Origin of the sequence: Burkholderia sp. AU18528, from assembly GCF_002223215.2 — a bacterium.
In the GTDB taxonomy this organism is placed as follows: domain Bacteria; phylum Pseudomonadota; class Gammaproteobacteria; order Burkholderiales; family Burkholderiaceae; genus Burkholderia; species Burkholderia semiarida.
This window is the reverse complement of sequence record NZ_NKFC02000008.1, coordinates 230,767-256,413: the sequence shown is the minus strand read 5'-3', so window position 1 is coordinate 256,413 and position 25,647 is coordinate 230,767. Positions and strand designations below refer to the sequence as shown.

Below are 25,647 nucleotides of genomic sequence, written 5' to 3'. Positions count from 1 at the left end.
GCTTACTCCCCCCTCGCCAGCCGCGCGAGCAACGCGGGCCCGACCTGCTCGACCAGCGCCGTCAGTTCGCCCGCGCGCGCCAGCGTCAGCAACGGCACGTCCTCCTTCACGTCGCTGCGGACCTTGCCGACGAACGGCTTCAGGTCGCGTTCGAGCAGCGCGAGGAAATCCGGATCGTGCGCGGCGTCGGCCAGGATCTGCTTCAGGTCCTCCAGCGCTTCGAGCGGCTCGCTTTCGCCCGGCTGCCGATCGGCGGCGGACGTCGCGAGCCGGACCTTCTCCAGCCACAGCCGCTCGTTGCCGATGATGCCGATCTGGCTCAGCACCTCCGCACGCAACTGCGGCGCGCGGCCGAAAAAGAGGCCGTGCGCGGGCGTGCGCCCGGTGACGGTGACGCGCACCGCGCGCGGCACGTGGCCGTCGACCGTCAACAGCGCCTCCAGCGACTGGCCGATCTTTCTCGACAGATCGGCCACCGACAGGCAATCGGACGCATCGACCGACACGGCTTCCCAGCGCAGCACGTCGAGATACAGGCGCTCGACCTGCGTCCTGCCTTGCTCGACCGTCACGAGCACCGCGCCGCGCCGGCCCGTCTCGCGGATATGGCGCCCCTGCAGGTTGCCGGGAAACACGACGGTGGACGGACCCGTCCATTGCTGGAATTCGTGCACGTGGCCGAGCGCCCAGTAGTCGTAACCCTTCGCGTGCAGTTCGGCCAGCGTGCAGGGCGCGTAGTTCGCATGCGCCGCATACCCTTCGAGCGCCGTGTGCAGCACGCCGATGTTGTAGTACCCGGGCACCGGATCCGGATAGCCGATCGCGAGATTGTCGACGACGGCCTTGTCCTTGAAGCTCTGCCCGTGCAGCGCGACGTCGCATTCCGGCAGCGTGAAGGTTTCCGGCTTGCGGTGGCCGAACACGGTGACGTTGTCGGGCAGCGTCAGCTTCTTCGTCATCTCGCTTTCGGCGTCGTGGTTGCCGCCGAGGACGAACGCGCGGATGCCGGCCCTGCGCAGGCGCCCCATCTGCTGGCCGAAGAAGATGCCCGTGTTGTGATCCTTCCAGTCGCCGTCGTACAGGTCGCCCGCGATCACGAGGAACGCGACTTCCTCTTCGATCGCACGATCCACGAGTTGCCGCAGCGCCTCGCGCGACGCGTTGCGCAACTGCGCGGCCGGCGCGTCGGGATACGCGCTCAGGCCGTGCAACGGGCTGTCAAGGTGAATGTCTGCCGCGTGGATGAACTTCACGAAGGTTCCTCTGTTTCATGGCGAAGGGGCGACGCCGCTCGCGCGGGCTCGCCCCGTCCATCGTCGTCCCGCCGGCCGCGGGGCCCGCCGCAACACATGCGACACATGCGGCGCGGCGGCCGGACCGGATCATGCCGCCCGTTGCAAGCGGGTCGGGATGGTACCTGAAAGCGGGTCGCGACATGCCGTTCCGCGTCGGTCCGGCTGGTGGGCAAGCACGCGATACCGGCGCGAACCGACATTGTGCCGCAGCACGGGGGGGCGACGGCAAAACCGCGCGCCGCGGAACGGGCCGCTCACGAAACGGTGGCCGCGCGATCGTGCGGTAGGGGCGATTGCGCTTCGGATCGTGTTTCGAGCGAAGCGAAACGGTAACGGCACGGAACGGGCAGCAGGAAAACTCACGGGATCGCCCGCGCGCCGCGCGATGCCCGCGGGCGCCCGGCTACATGCCGTTACTCGCCGCGCGGAACGGGCGGCGGCGCATAGCCGTTGTCGTTGCCGGGAAACGGATTCGCATTGCGGCGCAGCGCGTCCTCGTCGTTTTCCTTCTGCGCGAACAGCGCGACGCCGATCACGCCGACGTTCGCGACATCGCCGTACTTCGCGTTCGCGACATAGCTGTCGGGCACGGCCGCAAAGCGGAACGCGGCGACTTCGTCGCGGCTCTTGCGAAAGCCTTCGATCGTCAGCGTACGGCCCGGATACAGCACGTAGCCGCCGTTCGTATAGCTGCCCGGCCGCCCCGACCGCACATCGAGCCCGTCGACCGTCGACACGACTTCGAACGCGCGGCGCCCCTGGTTGCGCAACACGATCATGTAGCGCGAGCCCTCGACGCCCGCCATGTGCCAGCGGCCGTTGCCGCGCGCGAGACGCAGCGGCGCGCCCTTCTCGTCGGTAAACGACAGCGCGATGTCGCCGTTCGCGAGCGCGACATGGGTCGGCAGCCGGCGCACCTGCGACGCGGAAAGATGGCCGGGCAGCACGTCGTTGTAGTAGACCGACGCGAGATCCGTCGGATTCGCCGGATCCGCGCGTTCGAATTCGACCTGCCGGGTTTCGGATCGCACGGATTCGCCCCACGCGGTACCGAGCCCGCGGCGTTCGCCGGCGTCCGGCGCGGCGGCCGGCGCAGCGGCACTGGAGGATGGCGCAGACGCGGGCGGGGCCGCGCAGGCGGCCAGCCAGAGCGCGCAGGCGAGCGCGAGCAGACGGAACACGAGGGTCATGACGTGATGCCTCGGAATGTTGTCGGACCGCGCCGGGCGGGCCGGAGCGGCGTTTTCGTATCGTCTGTCGTCACGGTGTCGATCGGACATGCCGGCCCGTGCCGGCCGGCGCCGCCATCGCGGCGGCCGGCTGTCGGGGAGCCCTGCTATTTAAGCATGGCGCGCGGGCAATGGGCAGGGGGTGCCCCGATCCGGGGATGGATCGAATGCAATACTTGCCGGCACCCGCAATTCGACGAGGATCGCTCGTCGCGGCCCGACGGCGCCGGCTTCGGCTCATCGTCTTGCGCCCGGCCGCGCCGGCGAGCCGCCCGTCATGCGGTGGCCAGCCTTTCATGCGGGCGCTCGAGAAAACCGTCTTCGTAAAAGTAGTCGAAGAACGTACGCAACCAGTCGTTTGCCGGACGCAGGCTCGATGCGAGCACGTCACCCGCGAGCCGCTTCAGTTGGGTGACGTCGATCGGAAGAATGCGCCCGACCGTCGGATCCGCAACGGGGTTCAGTTTTCTGAGGACCGGGATCAGCATCGAAAGCGGATGCGCCGGGTCCTGCCGGACATGTTCCGCCAGCGCCGCGAGCCACGCGTCGTAGCTCATGCGTTCGATCGCGAACCCTTCGTCCTCGATGAAATCGACCAGTGCGTCGAGCGAGTTCCAGCGCGGGTTGATCACATGCACGCCCTGCCCCGCGGCGGTCGGGTCGAGCGACGCGCGTACGATGATCTGGCTGACGACGTCGACCGGAAGGATGTTGTCGAACCCGACGTCGCGCGGCGCCTTTCCAAACACGATGATGCCCTTGATCAATCGGCAGAACAGGTCGTCCAGGTTCATCCGCCCGCTCACCGCGTGCCCGACGATCCGCGCCGGACGATATACCGTGACGGGAACGCCGCGCGCGTGCGCCTGTACGAGCAATTGCTCGGCGACCCATTTGCTCTGTTCGTAGCCGCTCGTCAGGTGTTCGTGGAACGGCACGGCGAGCGTTTCCGGCAACGCATCCGAATAACGGTCGAGCGTGCCGACGGTGGACACGTAGTGAATCGGCGCCACTCGATGCAGGCTCGCCAGCCTGACGATGTCCTGGGTCGCCAGCACGTTGACCTGCTTCAGCGTCGCGTACGGATAAACGAAGTTGACCAACGCCCCGTTGTGGTAGATCGCGTCGATTTCAGCGGCGAGCGCGTCGAATGCCGCCGCCGACAAACCGAGGTTCGGCTCGGCAAGGTCACCCGGCACGGCGACGATCCGATCGCGGTGCCGCGCTTCCCACAAGCCATGCGACTGCATCGCGGCCTCGATGCGCCGTACGCCCGCCGCTGGCTCGTCGGCGCGAACCAGGCACATCACGCGTGCATCGGTCGTCGCGAGCAGCGTATGAAGCAGGTGCACGCCCAGGAATCCCGTCGCGCCGGTGAGCAGCACCGTGCGATAAGGGCGCCACGAATACGGCTGCCGTGTCTCGATTGCCGGGTCGAGCCGGGCTTCGCCCGGCAAATCGACGATCGCCGTATCGCGACGCACATTGCCGTTCGCGATACTGGCAGCCAGACCGGCGATCGTCGGCGCGGCGAGCAGCGTTTCCATGTCGATCGCATGCTGAAGCCGCTCGCCGATCTGATACAGCATCACGGTTGCCTGCAGCGAATCCCCGCCGAGATCGAAGTAATTGTCGTGAATGCCGATGCGTTGCTGCTTGAGCAACCCGCACCAGATTCCGTGAATCGCCGTTTCCACCATGTCGCGAGGCGCCGCATGGCGATCGTGCTTGCGCACCTCGACGTCGCCGGACAGGAGCCGGACGCGGTCGATCCTTCCTGTCGCGGAACGCGGCAAAGCGGCGAGCGCGACGATCGCGCCGGCCGACAGTGCCGGCACGCCGCGCTGTCCGGCCAGCCGGCGCGCGATGTCCGCGGCGTCGGCCGTCGCGTCCTGATGAAAAAGCGCATAGTCCCATTCTCCGCTTTCGGCGATCCGCTCCACGAGCGCGACCTCGTCGACACCCGTGCGCCGTGCAATGTCGGCTTCGACATCCAGCCAGTCCGCGGTCCATTCCTCGGAACATGCGCTCCGGTCGGGCAGCCACGTATGACAGCCGCGCTCCGTCCGCCACGCGCCAAGCGTCGTGCGCAGCCACGTACCGTCGCGCGTGACGGTCAGGCTGCCACGGTCCGGCTTGCCGTTGCGCAACATCGAATCAGGTACCGAATGCCCCGAGACGACGAGCGTACCGAGCGCGTCCGTACCGGCCCGGTTCAGATGGGTGTCGGCGACGAACACCGATTCATCCGCCGACACCACGCCCGATTCGAAGCGATCGAATTCGTCGGCCGATGAAACCGCATGCGGAAGCGACCACGCGGGCCAGCACAATTGCCGGAAGCGTTGCGCGCGGGGTGCGAGCTCGGCGAGTCGCGCGGCGTCCGCACGCGTCAGCGAGCGTGCGTCGGCCATGACCCAGTCGGTGCGAAGCGCGCCGGCCGACAGGGCGGAGGATGCGCAGACGATGTGACGCGTCGCCTCCGGACTCAGGACGATACCGTGCCAGTGCGCATCCGGAGACGCCGCTCGCGGCAGAAACGCGGGATCGCCGGCGCTTGCGAGCTGATGCACCGACAGCCCGGCGCTCAGCGCGCCCAGTACCGCCCACAATGCCGTATGGGACAGCGGCCCCTCGCCCAACGCGACATCGCGCGACGTGCCGGGCGGTAACGTCCGTTCGAACGCGCGCGCGGCTTCGATCAGTTGTGCGTGCGTATAACGGATGACGCGCCAGTCGCCATCGACATCGCGCCGCAGCAACGAACAGGCACCCTGCACCGGTTCCGAATGATCGTCGAGCGTACCGTCGATTTGCCCGTACATCGGGTCCTGCTCGTCGAAGACGTAACACATCACACCGGTCAACGGCGTATGCTGCGCGGTCGTCACGCAGCTTCGCAGCGGTTCCGGCGACCAACCGCCATCGACGACCGCATCGAACGCGGACGACGGCAGGTTTGGGTCGGTCATCACGCAATCGACGCCATACGCCAGCCCGGACAGCAGCAACACCAGCCCGGAGACGGGGTCGTCGCATGCGATCAGCACGCGCTCGCCCGGCCGATAGCCGAAACGCCGCCATTGGCGAACGGCGCGCTGCACGCGATCGGCGATCATTCCGTAGGTGACGCCGTGCGCACCGACCGGCGACTGACGGCCGTCCAGACGGGAAAAGGCGATTTGATCCGGCGCACGAGCGGCATGCGCGGCAATCCGCGCCGACAACGTCGCGCCGCCGATCGACGCATGTTCGGATGCGTCGGACGCCCTGCCGGCCCCCGTCGACGATCCTGCATCGAGCACGAGATCGCCCACTTTTCGCGGGGTCGCGCCTACCAGCATTTGAAGTAGCCCGCGGTATTGCGCAGCCATGCGCTCAATGAACGCCGCATCGAATCGGACCGTATCGTAGGTCAACTGGAACGTCAGCGTATCCGTCGGCAATACGACGAGCGCCAATGCGTAACTCGTTTCCTCGACGGCACGCGGGTCGTCGATCCGCCACCCGCAACTCGCGGCGAGCCGATTGAACGCATCGCGGCCCGGGTAATTTTCGAATACGTAGAGCGTGTCGAAGAGCGATTGCTGGCGCGGCACTTCGCTGCATTTCAATACGTCGGTGAGTGCGCTGTGCGCATGCTGTTCCAGCCGTTGCGTATCGGCCTGCAAGCGTCGCAACCAGTCGGCCATATCGAGCTCGCCGTCGAGCGTCGCGCGCCACGGAAGCGTGTTGATGAACAAGCCGGCCATGCGTTCGATGCCGTCCACCTCCGCGGCACGCCCCGATACGACGATGCCGCCGACGACGTCGTTGCAGCCGCCGTAGCGCGCGAGCAGCATCGCCCACGCCCCCTGGCACAGCGTATTGAGCGTCACGCGGGCGACGCGGCATGCCCGGCCGGCCGTCTCCATCCATTCGGCCGGCATCGTCTCGACCCGCGTCGAGCGCGTGCGGCGCGCTTCGGCGCCGGCTGCGGCATCGCTTGCCGGCGCCGGAAATACCGACGGCGCGAATCCCGCCGGCGTGCGATAGCCGCGCAACAGATCGCGCCAATAGTCGAGCGAACCGTCGCCATCCCGTGTGCGCAGCCACGCGACGTAGTCGCGATAGTCGCGCGCGATCGCTGGAAGCGGTGTGTCGGGGCGTGAATAACGCTGAAAGACCTCGCCGAGCAGCAAGGGCATCGACCAGCCGTCGAGAATCGCGTGGTGATAGGTCCAGAGGAATCGATGCCGCTCGTGACCGAGCTGGATCAGCGTGACGCGCATCAGCGGCGCGACGCTGAAATCGAAGCCGCGCGCACGATCGCTCGCCAGCAACTGTTCGAATCGCTTGGCTTGCTCGTCGGCCGCCCGATCGCGCCAGTCGATCACCTCGAACGGCAATCCGACCGTATGCCGGACGACCTGCAACGGTTGCTCTTCATGCAGGCGAATGAACAAGGTCTTGAGTGTGTCGTGGCGATGCACGACCGTCTCCCACGCGCCGCGGAATCGCTCGAGGTCCAGCGAGCCGTGCAGCACACAGGAAAATTGCTCGACGTAGACGCCGGAGGCCGGATCGAGTCTCGAATGGTGGAGCATGCCTCGCTGAAGAGGCGTGAGCGGGTAAATCGTGTCGACGTTTCGGGTCATCCTGAGTTCCTGTTGCGGTCATGCTCGACGAACGCGCGGTATCGCGCGCCGCCTCGTTCAGCGCTCGAGTGCGTCGATTTCATTCAACAGCGCGTCAAGCGCATCCTGGTCGACATCGAGTTGAGGAACGTCGTCGGGTGTCAGGCCGCCCGCTCCGTCGGCGCTGCAATGACGAATCAGCGTCGTCAGCGCCTCCTCGACGCGGCACATGAGGCAGCCGATGCTTTCGTCGACGCCCGGCACCCCGAAGAAGCCGGCCTCCACGGTCAGCCTGCCACGCGACACGTACGCGACGATGTCCAGCAGGTGCGTGCGCCGCTGGCGCGGGCTGCGGATGCCGGGCGCCGGTTCGGGCGGCCCGCCGTACAACGGCGACGACGGCCCCGACAATTGCTCCAGTTGACCGAGGTAGGTAAACAGGATCGGCGCCCGCGGAAACGACGTCAGTGCCTCGTCGCCAGCCTGCGGCTTCGTGTCGAGATAGCGGAGCACGCCATAGCTCGCGCCCTTGCGCGGCACCTCGCGCAGTCGTGCCTTGACCGACTTGATGAGCCTCGACGGATCCGCGACGGTAGCCGGCGTGTCGATCAGTACCGGATAGATCGACGTGAACCAGCCGATCGTGCGGCTCAGGTCGACCGCGTCGCCGAGTGCGTCCCGGCCGTGCCCCTCGACGTCCACCAGCAGCGCGTCGCAGCCGCTCCATGCATGAAAGCCCGCGTGCAGCGCCGCAATGAGCAGATCGTTGGCGTCGGTTCCATAGGCACGCGGCGCCGTGGTTCGAAACGCGTGCGTCAGATCGGCATCGAGCGTGATCGCGCAACTGAGCGACGATTCCTGATAAGCATGCTGAACGATCGAGGTCAGCCCGTGACGCATCAGCGCGACTCGCTTCGGCCCGGCCAGCACGTCGCGCACCCGTGCGTTCACGCTTCGCCAGTAGCGACGATCGTCGTCGAGCGCATCGCCCTGCGCCAGGGCAAGCCACTGTTCGACCCATGCTTTCACGGAGGTCGTCTTCGGCGGCAACGCCGCCGCCGTGCGGGCACGCAGCCGCAGATAGCAATCGGCCAGATCCTGCAGCAGGATGCTCCAGGACACGCCGTCGATCGCCATGTGATGGACGACGATCAGTAGCCGGCTGCTCGACACGCCGGTGCTTTCGAGCCATCTGACCGCCATGAGCCGGCCGCCCTCGAGGTCGAGGCCGCTCTGCGCCGCGTCGATCGCCGCGCGCCACGTGCGTTCGCAATGCCGGCCGGCCGAGTCGATACACGGAACGATCGCAAAATCGACGGTCTCGGCGCCGCTGTCGCCGGCAAACGCGTGCCGCATCCCGTCGCCGTGCGCGACGAAACGCGAGCGCAGCACGTCGTGATGGCGCACGACGACGCGGAGCGCCTCGGCCATGATGTTCGCGTCGGGCGTCTCCCCGAGCGGAACGAGCAGCGCCTGGTTGAAGTGCGACCGATCGACGTCGACGCGCTCGACGAACCATTGCGCCGCCGGACCGAGCACCGTCTCGCCATGCACGGGCCCCTGATCGACGTCGAGACCCGGCGTCTCGCGCACCACCGTCGCCAGACCCGCCACGGTCGTATGCAGGAAGATGTCCTGCGGCTTCAAGTACATGCCGTCGAGCGCGGCCCGCGATACGATGACCGCGGCGAGAATCGAATCGCCGCCCAATTCGAAGAAGTCCTGATCGACGCCGACCGACGGCTGGCCGAGAACGTCGGCCCAGATCGCGGCGAGTTTGCGTTCGATGTCGGTCGACGCGCTACGGTCGCCCCGCTCGCGCGCGCGAGGCGGCGGAAGCACGCTTGCATCGAGTGCGCCGCCCGCGTCGAGCGGCAGCCGGTCGAGCACCATGATCGCGTCAGGGTGCATCGAATCCGGCAACGCATGCTTCAATGCCGAACGAACCGCGTTTTCGAGTGCATGCGCATCCGCGTGGCCATCATCCGCGACGAGATAGGCGACCAGCATTTCCTGTGTGTCCTGAACGACGCACGCGCATGCGACGGCGGCCACGCCGGGGACCGCGGAGATGGCCTGCTCGACCGTGCCGATCTCGATAGGCACGGGCCGGTGATGCGCGACCCGTAGCGAAGGATCCGCGCACAGCAGGGCGTCGCCGCGGCGGACGACCGGCACGCCGGTGGGTATCAGCATCCGGTCCGGTGGCGCGGTTTCGATTGAAGCTCCCCCAACCGACGCGCGGACGGACGCGCCGTCGAAGAAATGCAGTGTTCCGGCCTGACGATCGTCGGCGAACGTACCGGACGCGCCGAGCGCGAACGCAATGCGCCCCGGATACGACGGCGCCAGCAATTGCCAGCCTGCCGGCCCCGCCGCGAACGCGCACAGCGCCGAACCGGCGTCCGCGCACCGCACCGGGACGAAGTACGCCGCTGTGGGTGCCCGGCTGGTTGCGGCGAACGACGTTAGCGGGTGCGGATGCTCGCCGTAAGCCACGAGCGCGCGTGCTCGCCCGATGCCGGCAACATCGGCACGCTGCAACAGAAGCGACGGCAGGATGAGCGACGGGCCGTCCGCGAGCAAGCGGTCGAGTTCGGCGTACGCGATCTTCGCGAGCGCCGGATCGCCGGAAGCAAGCGCTTCGATCGACGCCCGCCCGGACAGTCGCGCCGCGCCGCCGACCACCACGGCCCGGGCCAGCGCCGCTGCCGACAGCCCGCCATGCGCGCCATGCGGAACGAGCACCGTTGCGTGGGCGTCGAGATGGAGCAATTGACCGACATAGTCGAGCAGCGGCTCGACCGCCGACGCTTCGCCCGCGGCAACGCCGTCGCCAGGCGCGGCGACATCGCGCGCATGCACCACGTCGATCGCGTCGATCTCCCAGCCGGACCAGCCGTCGCCACGCCCGCGGCACACGGCGTCGGCCGTGTCGCCCGACACGGTATGGCACGCGCCGACGGCGCGGATCGCGAGCAACGCGACCGCGCGCTCGGCGACACTGCGCATCCGGAGTTCGACACGTTTGCCGACACCGATCCCGGCGGCATCCAGTTGCGCACGAACGGCGCGCACGGCATCGTGAATCTCGCCGTGGCGGATCGCGCGATCGTCGAATTGCCAGACCACGCGCGATGCATCCTGCGTCATATCGGATTCGGCGCAACCGGCGCGGCCGACGAACGCATCGGCCGCGGCAATGCGGTTTCGCGCATCGTCGACAGGCTCGGCCGCGAGCGCGTACTGGTGCAAAGGACGGCTCGCGTCGGCCACCACCTGTCCCACGAGGTGCGCATACTGGCGCGCGAATCGCTCGATCGTTCCGATGTCGAACAGATCCGTATTGAACGTCCAGGCGGTCAGATAGTCGTCGCCGAGATCCTGCACGTTGAGCGTCAGGTCGTGTGTCGCGCCACGCGTACCGGTGCTCGATGCGGCGAGGCGTTCGCGATAGAACGGCGCGCCGCTGCCGCCTTCGGCCGCGAAATCGCCGCGAGCCTGGTTCCAGTTGTACATCACCTGGTAGATCGGCGATCGGCTCGGATCGCGCGCCGGACGCAGTGCATCGACCAGCAGCGGAAACGGATAATCCTGGTGATCGAGCACGCGCAGCATCATGTCGCGCGTGCGTCGCAGCAGCGCGTCGAACGAATCGTCCGGCCAGACTTCGCACGCGAGCACGACCGTGTTCACGAAATGACCGACCACGCTTTCGCTGCCCGGCGCATTGCGCCCGGAAGTCGGTGCGCCGATCATCAATCGCGCCTGCCCGGTATGAAGGTGAAGATGCAATTGATAGACGGCGAGCAGCAGCATGTACGGTGTCACCCGCAGCAGCCTGGCCGTGTCGCGCACCTGATGCGAAAGCGCCACTCCGAGCGGCCGGTCGTAGATGCGGCCATGCTCGGTTTTGCGCGGCGGGCGCAACCGGTCGGTCGCCAGGCTCAACACCGGAAATCCGTGTGCCAGCTCGCGCCGCCAGAACGCCGCGAGATGCTCGCCGTCCGCCCCGTCGAGCCGCGCGCGCTCGTGTTCGACACAATCCTTGTACTGCATCGGCAGCGGCGGCAATTTCAGCGGCTCTCCCGCGCAGGCGAGCCGGTAAAGCGCGCGCAGCTCGTTGAGCAGGATCTCGAGCGACCAGAAATCGGCGGCGATGTGGTGAACGTTCAACAGCAGCACCACGCGAATCGCGTCGGCGCCGTCGTGTTCGTTCAGCAGCAGCTTGAGCCGGATCGGCGACTGCGTCAGGTCGAACGGGCGATTCGACTCCTCGTCGATCCACCGGCGGATCGCGGCTTCGTCGGCCACGAACACGCGATCGACCGAGAACTGGGCGCGCGCCTGCGACCCTACCTGCTGACGCGGCTCGCCGTCGATCACGCGGTACGCGGTGCGCAGGATCGGGTGGCGTGCGATCAGATAGTCGACGCAGCGGCGCAGCGTGGATATGTCGACGTCGTCGTCGAGGCGCGTCGCGTATGTCACGTTGTATGCCGCGCTGTCGGGATTGAGCTGATGCAGCGACCAGAGCGACTTCTGCGCAAACGAAAGCGGGTAGGTGCCCGCCGTTCCCGCAAACTGCTCGAGCAGCGCGATGAGCGTCGCCTTGTGGGTCTTCAGCTCGTCGACGAGCGAAGGTGTCACGGCGCCCTTCGGCGCCTTGTATTGCAGCTTGCCGTCCTGGGTCCACAGCTCGATTCCGCGCCCGGCCAGTTCGTTGATGAATTCGATCGAGCTCACAGCTCTCCTCCTTCCATTTCCACGCCGAACGTCGCTTCTGCGGACACCACGTCGATCCGGTCCGCGGCCCGCGGCGGCGATGTGCCATCGAGCGCCCGCGGCTCGCCGCGATCGAGCGTCGCCACGATCGTGCGCACGACGTCGTCGATGGTCGCGCCTTCGAGCAATCGTCCGAACGGGACGTCGACGCCCAGCTCGCCGCGCAATGCATTGCGGAATTCCGCGGCCATCAGCGAATCGAGCCCGAGCTCGATCAGCGGGATATCCGGCGCGATCCGCTCGGTCGACGTATGCAGGGTCGCGGCGATCGCATCGGTCAGGTATCCGCGCAGCACCTGCATGCGCGCGTCGTCCGGCAACCCCGCCATGCGCTCGCGCAAGTCGGAGCCGGCACCGGCCGGGCGATTCGCCGGCGGCGCCGGCGGCACGAGCGCGGACAACAGCGTCCCCATCGCCCGGCTCGGGCTGCGCTTGATCAACGTATCGACGTCCACGCTCCAGATCTGCGTCTGCCCGTCGGGCTCGGCCACCAGCGTGTCGAACAGGCGCAAGGCGACGTCCGGCTCGATCGGCTCGAGGCCGAACGATGCGATGCGGCGCAGTTGCCGCGCGTCGAGCTGATCGACCATCCCGTTGCCGCCCCACAGGCCCCAGTTCATCGTGTGTCCGGGCAGGCCGTCCTGGTTGCGCAACGCCGTCAGCGCGTCCACGTAGGCGTTCGCGGCGGCGTACGCACATTGTCCCGGCGAGCCGATGCAGGCCACGATCGACGAAAACGACACGAAGTGCCGCAGCGGCAGATGCGCGGTCGCGCGATGCAGATTCAACGTTCCCGCGACTTTCGGCGCGAGCACCTTCAATACGTCGGTCATCGGCTGGGTGGCAAGCAGGCCGTCATCCAGCATGCCCGCCGCATGCAGGACGCCCACGAGCGGATGCGCGGAATCCGCCTCGAGCGCATGGACGAGCGCGTCGACGTCGGCGGCCGCGGCGACGTCGGCCGCCACGAATTCGACGATCGTGCCGTGCGCATCGGCGATCGAGGCCAGCCGTGCGCGTTCGCTGTCGGCGGGCAACTGACGGCTGGCCGACACGATCTTGGGCACGCCGTTGCGGATCAACTGCTCGATCACCCGCGTGCCGATCGCACCGCGCCCGCCCGTCACCAGATAGGCGCCGCGCGCGAGCGGTTGCGCCGCGCCGGCGTCGCGTGCGACGAGCCGCGGGACGTATACGGCGTCGCCATGCGACACGAACTGCGTCTCGCCGCTCTGCGCGGCGCCCGCCAGCGCAGCCAGCGCGCTCGCGCACGACGTCGCATCCGGCGCCGGCAGATCGACCGCCAACACCGGCATGTCGCCGCTCTCGTGCATCAGGCTGCGGGCGATGCCCCAGGCGGCCGCCTGAAACGGCGACACACGCACGTCGATGCCCGGCACGCGCTGCGCCGCCTGGGTCACGATGCATACGGTCGGCGGGCCCTCCGGCCAGCGGGCCGACTGCACTTCGCGCCAGACGTTCGCGAAGCGCCGGTAAGCTGCGCCGACAGCGGCGAGCTCGTCTTCCGATGTCGCATCGTCGATTGACGGCCACGTGTAGAGCAGCACGGTGGGTCGCGCATCCGGGCCTGCGAGCACCTCGTCGAGCGCGGCGCGAATGCGCCGGGCGCCGTCCTCTCCATCGAACGGGTCGTTGGCCGGCAGCGCCGCGATCGCACATGCGTCGCCAGCGCCGTCACATGCACGCGGCAGCATCGCATCCAGTGTGGAACCGTTGCCGATCAGCACGACGTTCGCGCGTGCGCCGGCCGCTTCATGCGTGAGCGCAAGCGGGCGCCAGACGAGCGTGTTCAGCGCGACAGGCCGCGCGGCCGGTTGAAATCGGCGCGGGTCGACGGCCATCAGCCGCAGTCCGGAGACGACGGCGATGCAGCAGCCCGCGTCGTCGTATAACCAGAGATCCGCGGTGGCCAGGCTTCGCTTCACCCGGGCTCGCACCGCGCACCACGCCGCCCGCACGCCGGCCATCGGCAAGCAGGCGATTCGTTCGATGCCGATCGGCACGAAGGCGGTGTTCAGCTCCGCATCCCACAGCGCGCCCGCGACGGCCTGAAACGCATTGTCGAGCAGCGCCGGATGAACGATGCGGACGAGGTCGTCCGTGCCATCCGGCTCCATGTCGATTCGAACCAGCGCCGCATCGCCGCCTCGCGACAGCGCGCGAATCGAGCGAAACGCGCCGTCATACGCGAGGCCGGTCGCATGCAAGCGCGCGTAGAAGCCGTCGACGGGCAACGCGTCGCGGCATTGCGCGCGCCATGCGTCGAGCGCCGGCACGTCGGGGACGACGTGCGCCGTCCCGATCCGCGCGGCGCATTGCAGCGTCCATTCGGGCTCGGCGGCGGCCGTGTCGTGACACGCATGAATGTCGATCCGCGCGCCTTCGTCGCCCGGCTGTTCGGCACCGGCCGCGTGCACGACGGTGCCGAATGTCACCGCCTTGCCCGGCTCCAGCGTGAGCGCGTGATCGAACGACACCGCTTGCGCGACGAGCCAGCGGCCGGCCGCGGATGCCGCGTCGGCGCCATCGCGTCGCGATGCGGCATCGAGCAGCGCCTCGACGAACCCTGCCGCCGGGAAAACGAGTTGCCCGTGCACCCGGTGCCCGCCCAGAAACGGCAGATGCCGATCGGACACCTGGCTCTCGTAGCGACGCGGGTCCGATCCCGGGATCGCGAGGCGCCGGCCCAGCACGCCGCGATCGGCGGCCCGACGCAGGTCGGCCGCGCGCGTCAGCACGTGCGCCCGCTGCGCCGGCTCCCGCGCATTCACCCAGTAACGGGATGCTTCGAGCGGGTACGGCGGCAGCACGCCGCGGCGCGCGGCCTGCCGCATCGGCACACCGGTGCGGGAGCGCTCGTATGCGTGCCAGTCGACACGACGGCCGCACATGTAGACATGGCCCAATGCGCGCAACAACTGCTCGGTCTCGCGCCCGTCGCTGTTCATCGACGGCAGCGCGATCACGTTGTCACGGTCTGCCCGCTCCGCCATGCATGCGGTGACGAGGCTCGAAAGCGTCTTGCCGGGCCCGATCTCGACGAGCGTCGTCACCTTGTCGTCGAGGAGCGCGCCGACACCCGCGCGGAAGGCCACCGTGGCCCGGACATGCTCGACCCAGTACGCGGGGTCGCACAGACGCTCGACCTCGAATCGCCCCGTCACGTTGGACACGATCGGAATCGCCGGCGCGCGATACCGCACGGTCGCGGCGACCGCGCCGAATTCGGCCAGCATCGGCTCCATCAGCGGCGAATGGAATGCGCGCGATGCCGCCAGCGCCTTCGTCGCGATGCCGCGCGACGCGAACAGCCGCGCGATCGATTCGATGGCGTCCGGGTCGCCCGACACCAGCACGCTCTCCGGTGCGTTGTCCGCGGCGATCGCGACCCGTCCGGGGTAGTCGCGCACGGCATCGGCAACGTGACGCACGCTGGCGAACACCGCGAGCGCGCGGCCCGGCGCGGTGAGCGTATCCATCAAGCGCCCGCGCGCCGCCACGAGGCGGCAGCCGTCCTCGATCGAGAACACACCGGCGATGCACGCAGCCGCGTACTCGCCGATGCTGTGGCCCATCACGACGTCAGGCACGACGCCCCAGTGCATCCACAAGCGCGCGAGCGCGACTTCGAGCGCGAACATCGCCGGCTGCGTGTGACGCGTATCGTCTATCCGGTCCTGATGGTCGCCCCACAGCACGTCCGCGAGCGACAGTTCTCCTTGCGCCTCGATATGACCGTCGCACGCGTCGAATACGTCGCGAAACGGCGCGAAATCCCGATAGAGCTGCCGAGCCATCCCGGCGCGCTGCGCGCCCTGGCCGGTAAACAGGAACGCAAGGCGGTCGCGCGCGCCGCCGGGCTGCCCGCCCAAGACGGCCGTGGCCCGCGCCGCGTCCGACAGCGCATCGAGCAGCGCGTCGCGAGAATCCGCGACGATCGCCACGCGATGTCGATGACTGTCGCGCGCGACGCGCAGCGCGCTGGCCACCGCGTCGGGCGCCAACGATGCGTGTGCCCGCACGTGCGCCGCGCAGTCTTCGATCGTCTGCTTCAGCATCGGCGCCGTGTGTGCGGACAACGGCCAGATGTCGTGACGCGCGTGCCCGGCTGGCGCGACGTCCGCATCGGGTTCCGCGGCGCGCGCCTCCTCCCACGCCTCGACGATCAGATGCGCGTTCGTGCCGCTCATGCCGAACGAGCTGATCGCCGCCACGCGCCGGCCCGGTCGCGACGACGGCCATGCCGCATGCTCGGTCGCGACGCGAATGCGGTTGGCATGCCAGTCGACGTGCGCGGTCGGCGTATCGAAATGCAGGTGCCGCGGCAGTTCGCCCTTTTGCAGCGCGCAAACGACTTTCATCAGCCCGGCGACCGCGGCGGCCGACTCGAGGTGCCCGATATTCGTCTTGATGCTGCCGACGTACAGGTCGCCGGTGCGATTCGCATCTCGGCAGTACACGTCCTCGAGCGCACGCAGCTCGATCGGATCGCCGAGCGGCGTGCCGGTGCCGTGCGCCTCGACGTAATCGACGTCGGCCGGCGATACGCCGGCGTGCTCGAGCGCCTCGCGGATCACGTCGCGTTGCGCACGGCCGTTCGGTGCCGTCATCCCGTTGCTGCGCCCGTCGTGATTGACGGCGGAGCCGCGGATCACCGCCCGGATCGGCCTGCCCTGCGCGCGCGCGTCGGACAGCCGCATCAGCGTGACGACGCCGCAGCCTTCGCCGCGCACGTAGCCGTCGGCGGCCGCGTCGAAGGTCCGGCAGCGACCGCTCGGCGACAGCGCCTGAAGCTCGCTCAGCGCGATCGTCATCTCCGGCGACAGCATCAGGTTGACGCCGCCCGCGAATGCGACATCGGACTCGCGGGTGCGCAGGCTGTGGCACGCCAGATGAACGGCGACGAGCGACGACGAGCACGCGGTGTCGAGATGCAGCGCCGGGCCATGAAATCCGAACAGATAGGAAATGCGTCCGGCCGCGAACGGCCGCGCGGTCCCGAGCGACGTCTGCGCATAGCTGAGCGCGTCGCCCGACACGCTCTCGCTGACACGCGCGTAGTCGTCGACCGACGAGCCGACGAACACGCCGGTTCGGTACGACGCGATCGTTTCTCGCGAAAAGCCGGCGTCTTCGAGTGCACGCCACGTGCATTCGAGCAGCAGCCGCTGCTGCGGATCGATGTGCGGGGCCTCGCGCTCCGACACGCCGAAGAATCCCGCGTCGAAACGATCGACGTCGTCGATGAACCCGCCATGCCTGCTGTAGCTCGTGTCGCGACGGCCCGGCCGCGGATCGTAGACCGCATCGGTCCATCGGTCGGCCGGCACGGGGCCGACGGCGTCGGTGCCGGCCGCGAGCATCGACCAGAGCGCGTCGGCGGAATCCGCGCCGCCGGGCAGGCGGCAGCCCATGCCGACGATGGCGATCGGCTCGTTCATCGCGCTGCGCGTCTGCGCGAGTTCGCGTTGCAGCGCGTCTATCTTCAGCAGCGCCTGCTTCACGGGGGTAAGGGGCGCGGCAGGCGCCCGATTGGACTCGATCATGTGTACAACTCCAGACGTTCGCGGAACGGGACTGCCGGGGGATGCGCTCAGCGCTGCAGCGCTTTGAGCAGCAGCGCTTCGGCCTGCTCGTCGGAGAGCGCCGCAAGCTGCTCCGCGGTGTGCGGCGCCTCGGCGCCGCCGTCGACCGGCGCGGAACCCGCGTGCGGGGCGGCCGACGCAGGCGCGTCGCTCGATCGCAACGCATCCGCCGCGCCCTGCATCCGCGCCAGGTGCGCCGCAAGCTGCTCGACGTTCGAACAGTCCCACAGCACGGCCGCGTCGAACGTCAGCCCGATCGCGTGCTGCACCTTCAACGAAAACTGGAGCGCGCTCATCGAATCGAATCCCATCTCGACCCATGCGGCCGTGCGCGACACCTGCGTCTCGGCGATCCTGAGCCGCTCGGCGACGATCCGTACGATACGGTCCGCGATCTCGCGCTCGAGCAGCATCGGTCCGGAAAGGGTCGAGGCCGGGGAAACGGTCGGCGCCACCGCGCCGTCCCGCGAAGCGCCGGCATCCTTCGCATAGGCGCCGTCGGTCCAGCTGGCGACGGCGCGCAACTCGCCTTGCAGGTACGCACGGCGACACAGCGCGCGCGCGATCTTGCCGCTGGAGGTCTTTTCGATGGTCGCCGGTTCGACCAGCACGATCGCGTGCGGCGTGACGCCGAAGTCCTCGCCGATCGCGACCACCATCGCGCGCAGCGTTGCGTCGAGATCCATCGTCCGGCGCGCGGTGCGACCGACTTCCTGGATGATCACGAGCTTCTCTTCCCCGTCCGCCTGCACCGATACGGCGGCGCCACACCCGCGGCGCAACGCCGGCACGGCGTCCTGCACGCACGCCTCGATATCCTGCGGATACAGGTTGCGCCCGCGAACGATCAACATGTCCTTCACGCGGCCGGTCACGTACAGGCGGCCGTCGACGATCGCGCCCAGGTCGCCCGTGCGCAGGAACGGACGTGCGTCGGGTTCGGCGCCGGGTTCGTCGTCGAAGTGCGCGCCGAACGTCGAGCGCGTCGCTTCAGGGTTGCCGTAGTAGCCGACGCCGATCGCGCCGCCGCGTACCCAGATCTCGCCGACACCGTTCGGGTCGGCCACCGGCCGGCCATCGGGGCCTGCGATCCGGATTTCGGTGCCGGGCGGCGTGCCGCCGCACGACACGAGACTCTTCGCGTTCGCGTCGCCGGGCCGAACCGGTTCGACGATGCCCGCGGCGAGCTTCACGTTATCGACGTCCAGATAGTAGGCGCCTTCGCCACACGGCACGCCCGATACGATCAGCGTCGCCTCGGCCATCCCGTAGCACGGATAGAACGACCCGGGCGCGAAGCCGTGCGGGCGTGCGGCGTCGATGAAATCGGTGACGGTCTGGCGATGAATCGGCTCCGCGCCGCAGAACGCGACGCGCCAGCTGGACAGATCGAGCCGCGCCCCGTCGTCGGTTCCGTTGAGCGCGGCGGCGGCCAGCGCATACGCGAAATTCGGCCCGCCGGACGTCGTCGCACGGTGCGCGGAAATCGCGCGCAACCATCGGCCCGGCTGCTGGACGAACGCCACGGGCGACATCAGCACGACGGACAGCCCGATCGACGCGAGCTGCAACGGCATGGACAGTCCCATGTCGTGATAGAGCGGCAGCCACGACAGCATGCGCGTGTCGCGATCATGCTGCATCAGCGTGGCGATCGACCGTTGATTGTCGATGATGTTGCCGTGCGTGATCATCACGCCCTTCGGCGTGCCCGTCGATCCGGACGTGTATTGGAGGAACGCGATATCGTCCGACGCCGGCAGGCGCGGCAACGCCGACGTATCCCGCGCGCCCGCCTCGACGAGCGCCTCGTACGTGACGAGCCGGCAGCCGGTGAAAAGCTGCTGCGTCGTGCGCAGGGTCTCAAGCGTAGCGATCGACGTCGCCGGCGCGACGATCAGCGTCGCGCCGCAATTGTCGGCAATCGCGTGCAGCTTGGCCCACTGCGCGACCTTGCGTACCTGTTGCGGATGATAGGCCGGCACGGCGACGCGCCCCGATGCCAGACATCCATAGAAGGTGCAGACGAACTCGGCGCTCGTCGGCAACAGCAGCAGCACGCGCGCGCCCGGCTCGGTCAGTTGCGCGAGTCCGCGCGCAACCCGCATCATGCCGGCATGCAGATCGCCGAACGTGCTTTCGCTTTCGATCGCTTCGCCGTCGCGCAGGATGGTCAGCGCGACACGATCGGGGTCCCGCTCGGTGTGATGGGCGAGGGTCTCGATGATGGAGGTCGGTTCGACTTCCATCTGAAACACGTTCGGATTCGGATGCGTCGTCATGGTGTGTCCAGAATGAGGTCCGTACGAGCCGCCGCGCGACCGCGGCAGCCCGCGCACGGGTGTGATCTCACGCGTCTCGCAGGAATGCGTCCGCGATCGCGCGGCGATTGAGCTTGAGGTTGCGCGTGCGCAATCCGCTTTCGACGTCGAATGCGCGGTCGGTGAAAATCACCTTCACCAGTTGCCGTTGTGCCGGCAGCGTGCCGTTGACCGCACGGACGAGCTCGCGCAGCGCGTCGGTGACTTCGGGATCGTCCGGCCGGCGCGTCGCGATCACGACACTGAGCCCCGCCTGCGGGCCCGCCATCACGACGGCTACTTCGACACGCGGATCGCGATACAGCAGCGCTTCGATCGGCTCGGGATGGAATTTCTCGCCGTTGCTCGTGATGATCGCGTCCTTCTTGCGGCCGACGACGCGCAAAAAACCGTCGCCGTCGAACTCGGCGATGTCGCCGGTCGCGACCGCGTTCGGTGCGATGAAGGTCGCGCGACTATCCTCTTCCGGCGCATCGAAGTAGCCGAGCGACAGCAGGGCGTTTCGCGTGACGACGACTTCGCCGTCTTCCAGCAACGAGACGCTGCCGGGCTCGGCCGGCTGGCCGACCGTACCGACGCGCACCTGTCCCGGCTTGTTCCACGCGACCATGCCGGCTTCGGTGATCCCGAATGCCTCGTACAGCTCGATCCCGCAATCCCAGAAGAAATCGAGCGCCGCGCGCTTGATCGGCGCCATCCCGGTGACCATGTAGCGGATGTTGCCGCCGGTCAGCGCGCTCAGCCGCTCGGCGAGCGTCGATGCGTCGCTGCCGGGTCCGGCAGCCGCGCGCGCCAGCGTATGCAGCGTCTCGTACAGCACCGGCGGCGCGATCACGAACGTCGGCCGGTGCCGCTTGAGCCCCGGAAAGAGCCCGTGGAACGGCACCGACACGAGATCGATCCCGTGATACAGGCAGAAGTAGTACGTCATCCGTTGCTGATAGTTCGCGAACGGCAGGAACGTCAGGAATCGCTCGCCGGGCACGACGCCGAATGCGTCGCCATACAGACCGAGCAGGTGCGCGGTGCCGCCGCGGCTCATCACGAGCCCCTTGGTCCTGCCCGTCGTGCCTGAACTGAACACGAGCGAATGGGTATCGGGCACATGCTCGACCCGCACCGGCTCGATACGCGTGTGCGAATCGCCGCGGCGGGCCGGATCGATGTCCACGATCCGCCCGCCGATCGTCTCGGCGGCATCGAGCCATCGTGCGTCGACGGCCAGCGCGCTCAGCCGGTAGCGCTCGATCAACGCGCCGCACGTGTCGGGCAGGCCGTCGTTCGGGAAAGCGACCGACACGCAGCCGAGCTCGATGCACGCGAGATCCCACACCATCCACGGATAGCCGTTCGGCGCCGCGATGCCGACGCGCGCGCCCGGTACGAGGCCGATCGCCTTGCCGCGCTCGACCGTGGCGAGCACGTCCTCGAACAGGTCGTGAAAGGTCCGGACGGTTTCGGCGCCCTTGTCGTCGACGAAGGTCAGGGTATGACTGCTGCCGCGCAAACGCGCGACGAGATCATCGAAGGTCATCATCGGCGTTTTCCCGTCAAGCGTGCGCGACGCCCTCCGCGGACGCGTAGTACTTTTGCGCGGCGCTCTCGTACATGTTCCAGAACAGCTTGCACGTGTGGCGCACCGCGAACAGCGCTTCCTGTTGCATCTGCGCGGTCGTGCACAGGTCGGTCACGAGCGAGATGCCCTCGGCGACGTGCGCGACGTCCTCTTTCTGGTGAACCGAGAAAAACCGCGTGTCCTCCTCGGTGAGCCCGTAGCACTTCGCCAGAATGGAGTGGCGCGCGTCGCCCGCGCGGGTTTCCAGGCTCTGCCCTTCGCTCGCGATCATCACCGCGGCGGCGCCGATATGGTAGGTGCCCTCGCCCTTGCAGTTCTCGAGGCGATAGTCGATCAGTTCACGCGTGGCCGCGGACGGCGTCCATGCATCGCGCTCCTCGTCGCTGATGTTTTGCGCGCGAATGAAGTCTTCCATGAGCTCGACATGGTTCTTCGTTTTCGAGAAGCGCCCGGTTTCCTCTTCGAACAGGTTGTACAGCAGCCGGCGCTTGTGGTCGGGAAACGGGCAGCGGAAGTACAGATTCTCGATGTACTCGAGAAAGTACCGGGTGATCTGGTATCCCTCGAGCGTGATGATCTTCAGCAACCGCCAGTTTTTCTGAGGCGTGAACAACTCCGCGAAGATCGGATGATCGAGCGTGAGCTGCTCGTCCAGCGTGTCGCGCAACGCGCGGGAAAACGTCGCTTTGTCCATCAGCACGGCTTCGTTAGTGAGGGTCATGATCGTTCCCTGTCGGTGAGGTAACCGGCAATGTAATGGCGGCTTTCAAGGCTGAAACCTGTCCGTTCGGGCGAGTGTCTCGCCTGTACGCCAACCCTGTACGTCAGTGCAGGTAGGCAGTGCGATGGCATGACGCTATAAAGCGGAACCCCTACGGCACTTGGAGAATCCGATGGACGATCACGCGACCGTGTTCGCTACGCTTACCGAACTGATTCCGCAGATTGCCGCGCTCGATATCGCGCCGGACATGCTGACGCGGGAAACGTCGCTCACATCGGATCTGATGCTCGATTCGATTTCGCTGCTGTCGCTGATGGCGCTGACCGAGGATCGGCTCGGCGTCAGCTTTGCATCGCACACGGAACAGGTCGCGAACCTCGAAACCATCGGCGACGCGGTCGATCTGGTGGAAACGCTGTTGTCCGTGAAAGCGTAACGAGATGACGATGAACGATCATCCGCTCGATGCACGCATGATGCCGTCGGCCGGCGGCTACGGCCGCGTCTGCCTGCTGGATGCCGGCGACCTCGACGCGCTGCGCGCGGCGGCCGGCGCGGGCCGCGCGGCGTCCGACGGCAATGCGACGACGGGCACGTACGCGCGCCTCGCGAAACTGCGCGAGGCATTGAACGCATCCGGTTCCGGGCGGCTCGCCATCGTGATCGACGATCCCGACCTTCGTCGCACACGCGAATTCGCGTCGTTGCCCCGAACCCTTTCGGCCGCGCTCGACGTCGCGGCGGCATCCGTCGCGAACGCATGCATCGTCGTGCTCGGCGATGCGCTCGCCGATGGCACGACGGCCTTCGGCGACGCGGACGCGTCATCGCTATCGTCCGTCGACACGCTCGCCGACGCGGTTGCCGACACCGTGTTCGAAGTACGCCGCCGTATCGATACGTACTTCGAGCAAGCGCCGCTGGCGTTGCCTGCCGACGCTGCCGGCGCGGCTTGCCTGCTGACGGCTGAAGCCGTACTTGCGTGGCTTGCGACGGAAGCGTCGCCCGGCCTTCACGTCGTGCATGGCGAGCGGCGCATTGCGTGGCGCGAACTCGCCGAAACCGTCGCGCGACGGGTGCCGATTCCGACCCGAACCGATGCTGCCGAGGCCGAAGCGGACGCCGTTCTCGCGCTGCTCGAAACGAATCTGAAGCATGCCGAACGGTTGCTCGGGTACGCGGACGGCGCGCACGTGCCGCCGCCCGGCATCCCGTCTCACCGACTGCGCTGCGACGGCTTCGACTGGCAGGGCCGGATCGCCGCGCGCGTCGCCGCTCACGCCGCCCGGCACGAACGGCGCGACGCGCCCCGATTTGTCGACCTGCCGTCCGCGCGCCGGATCACGACCGGCAGCGGGCACGCGTACCTGAGTGCCGGGCGCGGCCCCCGCGCCATGTTGCTGATCAACGCATTCGGCATCCCGCACGACGTATGGCACGACTTCGCGGCCGGATTGGCGCCGGATTTCTCGCTCTATCTGGCGGACGACGCCGACGATGCACCGGCCGACGCAGGACTGACACGCGCGTACTATTCGGGCCCCGATGCGCCTGAGCGCTATGCGCGAAGCGTGACTGAACTGCTCGACGTGGACGGAATCGACGCGATTCATGTCGCGAGCTGGTGCGGGGGCGCCCGATATGCGCTGGCGCTCGCCCGCGCCCTGCCCGGCCGCATCGCGTCGATGAGCCTGATCGCCCCGTCGTTTGCCGGCGCTCAGGACTACGACGGCGCGGACAGCGCCTACGAAAACAATCTCAACACGATGTGCTCGCTCGTCGCGCGCATGCCGAAGGCCGCGGACAGCATGGCCAGATCGATGACGGGGCTTCTGGACAAGCGGGCGCGAAACGACGCGCTCGAAGGCGGCCATGCGTCGATGTTCGCGCTGCCCGATTCGGCGACCCGTCACTGGCTGCACGCGCCGTTCGTGTCGGCGGCGAACATGATCGAGTACAGCGGGCAATTGCTGAATTTCCGCGCGCACCGCATCGAGGCCGAACGCGACGCGTCGATCGCCGGCATCCCTGCGCTGCTCGTGACCGGGGAATACGACGAAATGACGTGCGCGATCCGCGCGCGAGCCATTACGTCGGCACAGCTTCGTCCGATCCAGGTCGAGCTTCAAGGCGGCAGTCATCACATGGTTCATCAGAATGCGGCGCTCCTCGCAAGGCTCGTCGGCACTTTCGTCGACGCTCCGGCCGTGACAGCCGACGCACTGCCGCATCCGAGACTGCGAATCGTCCCGGCGGCCGACCGTGTCGAAATGGAGATGGAAATGGAGTCGGGCGAACTGTGACGCACGAGCCTTCCGATGCCCGTTCGGACAGTTACAGGCCCGGGGCATCGATCACTAAAGTCGCACTGTGGCAGCAAGCCGGATCCCACGCGGCCGATCGCGTCGTGCCACTCGCGAACGACGCGCAAGCCAATGCCAACCCGCTGGTCGGAGATTTCGAATGTACGCAAACAGCCTTGTCGAACTGATCGGCGATACGCCGCTGCTGTATCTGAAAAGCCTGTCGAACGAGCACAGGAAAATCCGCGTGTACGGAAAGCTCGAGTGCTACAACCCCGGCAACAGCGTCAAGGACCGGAGCGCGCTTCAGTTGCTGCGCCAGGCCGAGCGCGACCACGGCCTCAAGCCGGGCTGGTCGATCGTCGAATCGACGTCCGGCAACATGGGACACGCGCTGGCGATGCTGTGCGCCACGCGCGGCTATCGCTTCATTTGCGTGCTCGATCCGAAGACACCGAAGACGAATGCCAATCTCGTGCGGGCATTCGGCGGCGAGGTCGAGATGGTCGAACACCCCGACGAAACGGGCAGCTATCAGCGCAAGCGCATTGCGGTCGCGAAAGCGATCGCCGCGAGCGTGCCGAACTGCGTGAACCTCGATCAATACAACAATCCGGCCGCGATCGACGCCCACTATTACTCGACCGGGCCCGAAATCGTCTCGCAACTCGCCGACCGGCTCGACGCCGTGATCGTGTCCGCCAGCACCGGCAGCCATCTGAGCGGAATCGCCCGCTACGTGAAGGAGCGCGATCCCGCAACCCGCGTGATCGGCGTCGAGCCCGACGGCTCGGTCGTGTTCGGCGGCACGTACCGGCCGCATCTGCAGAACGGCGCGGGGCTCAGTTTTCAGCCCGGAAACATCCTGATCCACCTCGTCGACGACACGATGCGCATCGTCGATCGCGATGCGTTCATTGGCTGCCGCCGCCTCGCGCTCGACGAAGGCCTGCTGCTCGGCGGCTCGTCCGGCGCGATCGCGCAGGCCGCACGCCGCTACGTCGCCACCCTGCAAGGCCCGGCCAACATCGTGCTCGTGTTCCCCGACAGCGGTACCAAGTATCTCGACACGATCTACGACGATCAGTGGCTGATCGATCACGGCCTCCAGGCCGTGCTCGACGACCTGTGCACCTCCGCGACACCGCCACGCGCCGAAAGCGCAGTGGCCCTCGAAACCACGTGACCCAGG

General features: G+C 67.8%; 11 protein-coding genes. 3 read left to right on the top strand and 8 right to left on the bottom strand.

Going from position 1 to position 25,647, the window contains the following annotated elements; genetic code table 11:
* Nucleotides 1-2: 2 nt before the first annotated feature.
* The 8 genes from CFB52_RS30630 to CFB52_RS30590 form a co-directional block, all read right to left on the bottom strand.
* Complete coding sequence (locus CFB52_RS30630) at nt 3-1,253, bottom strand: DNA repair exonuclease (protein ID WP_099318319.1); 1,251 nt, start codon at nt 1,251-1,253, stop codon at nt 3-5.
* Nucleotides 1,254-1,708: 455 nt separating this feature from the next.
* A complete protein-coding gene (locus CFB52_RS30620; protein ID WP_099318317.1) occupies nt 1,709-2,485 on the bottom strand; it encodes a hypothetical protein in 777 nt (258 codons plus the stop codon).
* Between the two features lie 314 nt (nt 2,486-2,799).
* On the bottom strand, nt 2,800-7,161 hold the full coding sequence (locus CFB52_RS30615) for a thioester reductase domain-containing protein (RefSeq protein WP_099318316.1): 4,362 nt from the start codon (nt 7,159-7,161) through the stop codon (nt 2,800-2,802).
* Nucleotides 7,162-7,218: 57 nt separating this feature from the next.
* A complete protein-coding gene (locus CFB52_RS30610; protein ID WP_180278285.1) occupies nt 7,219-11,886 on the bottom strand; it encodes a condensation domain-containing protein in 4,668 nt (1,555 codons plus the stop codon).
* Entirely contained in the window at nt 11,883-17,492 is a 5,610-nt protein-coding gene (locus tag CFB52_RS30605; RefSeq protein WP_099318314.1) for a type I polyketide synthase, read from the bottom strand. The genes CFB52_RS30610 and CFB52_RS30605 overlap by 4 nt, the downstream gene beginning before the upstream one ends.
* Before the next feature lie 47 nt (nt 17,493-17,539).
* Nucleotides 17,540-19,813: an AMP-binding protein gene (locus CFB52_RS30600; protein ID WP_099318313.1), complete on the bottom strand. Its 2,274-nt coding sequence runs from the start codon at nt 19,811-19,813 to the stop codon at nt 17,540-17,542.
* Nucleotides 19,814-19,880: 67 nt separating this feature from the next.
* Nucleotides 19,881-21,389 carry an AMP-binding protein gene (locus CFB52_RS30595; RefSeq protein WP_099318312.1) on the bottom strand — a complete coding sequence of 503 codons (1,509 nt, stop codon included), beginning with the start codon at nt 21,387-21,389 and terminating at the stop codon, nt 19,881-19,883.
* Between the two features lie 13 nt (nt 21,390-21,402).
* Complete coding sequence (locus CFB52_RS30590) at nt 21,403-22,149, bottom strand: TenA family transcriptional regulator (protein ID WP_059583837.1); 747 nt, start codon at nt 22,147-22,149, stop codon at nt 21,403-21,405.
* A 172-nt stretch (nt 22,150-22,321) separates the two neighbouring features.
* Between CFB52_RS30590 and CFB52_RS30585 the strand changes: the two genes are divergently transcribed.
* The 3 genes from CFB52_RS30585 to CFB52_RS30575 all read left to right on the top strand — a co-directional run bounded on the left by CFB52_RS30585 (nt 22,322) and on the right by CFB52_RS30575 (nt 25,641).
* Nucleotides 22,322-22,588 (top strand): acyl carrier protein, encoded by a 267-nt coding sequence (locus CFB52_RS30585; protein ID WP_059583838.1) that lies wholly within the window; start codon nt 22,322-22,324, stop codon nt 22,586-22,588.
* A 10-nt stretch (nt 22,589-22,598) separates the two neighbouring features.
* Nucleotides 22,599-24,455, top strand: a complete 1,857-nt coding sequence (locus CFB52_RS30580) for an alpha/beta hydrolase (protein WP_144029782.1) — start codon at nt 22,599-22,601, stop codon at nt 24,453-24,455.
* A gap of 160 nt (nt 24,456-24,615) precedes the next feature.
* Nucleotides 24,616-25,641, top strand: coding sequence for a PLP-dependent cysteine synthase family protein (locus CFB52_RS30575; RefSeq protein ID WP_059583841.1), 1,026 nt, complete (start codon nt 24,616-24,618; stop codon nt 25,639-25,641).
* Nucleotides 25,642-25,647: the final 6 nt, after the last annotated feature.

Coding starts and splice junctions, on each gene's coding strand:
- CFB52_RS30615 (WP_099318316.1), bottom strand. CDS start 7,161: ATGACCCGAAACGTCGACACGATTTACCCGCTCACGCCTCTTCAGCGA.
- CFB52_RS30605 (WP_099318314.1), bottom strand. CDS start 17,492: ATGATCGAGTCCAATCGGGCGCCTGCCGCGCCCCTTACCCCCGTGAAG.
- CFB52_RS30620 (WP_099318317.1), bottom strand. CDS start 2,485: ATGACCCTCGTGTTCCGTCTGCTCGCGCTCGCCTGCGCGCTCTGGCTG.
- CFB52_RS30575 (WP_059583841.1), top strand. CDS start 24,616: ATGTACGCAAACAGCCTTGTCGAACTGATCGGCGATACGCCGCTGCTG.
- CFB52_RS30600 (WP_099318313.1), bottom strand. CDS start 19,813: ATGACGACGCATCCGAATCCGAACGTGTTTCAGATGGAAGTCGAACCG.
- CFB52_RS30580 (WP_144029782.1), top strand. CDS start 22,599: ATGAACGATCATCCGCTCGATGCACGCATGATGCCGTCGGCCGGCGGC.
- CFB52_RS30590 (WP_059583837.1), bottom strand. CDS start 22,149: ATGACCCTCACTAACGAAGCCGTGCTGATGGACAAAGCGACGTTTTCC.
- CFB52_RS30595 (WP_099318312.1), bottom strand. CDS start 21,389: ATGATGACCTTCGATGATCTCGTCGCGCGTTTGCGCGGCAGCAGTCAT.
- CFB52_RS30585 (WP_059583838.1), top strand. CDS start 22,322: ATGGACGATCACGCGACCGTGTTCGCTACGCTTACCGAACTGATTCCG.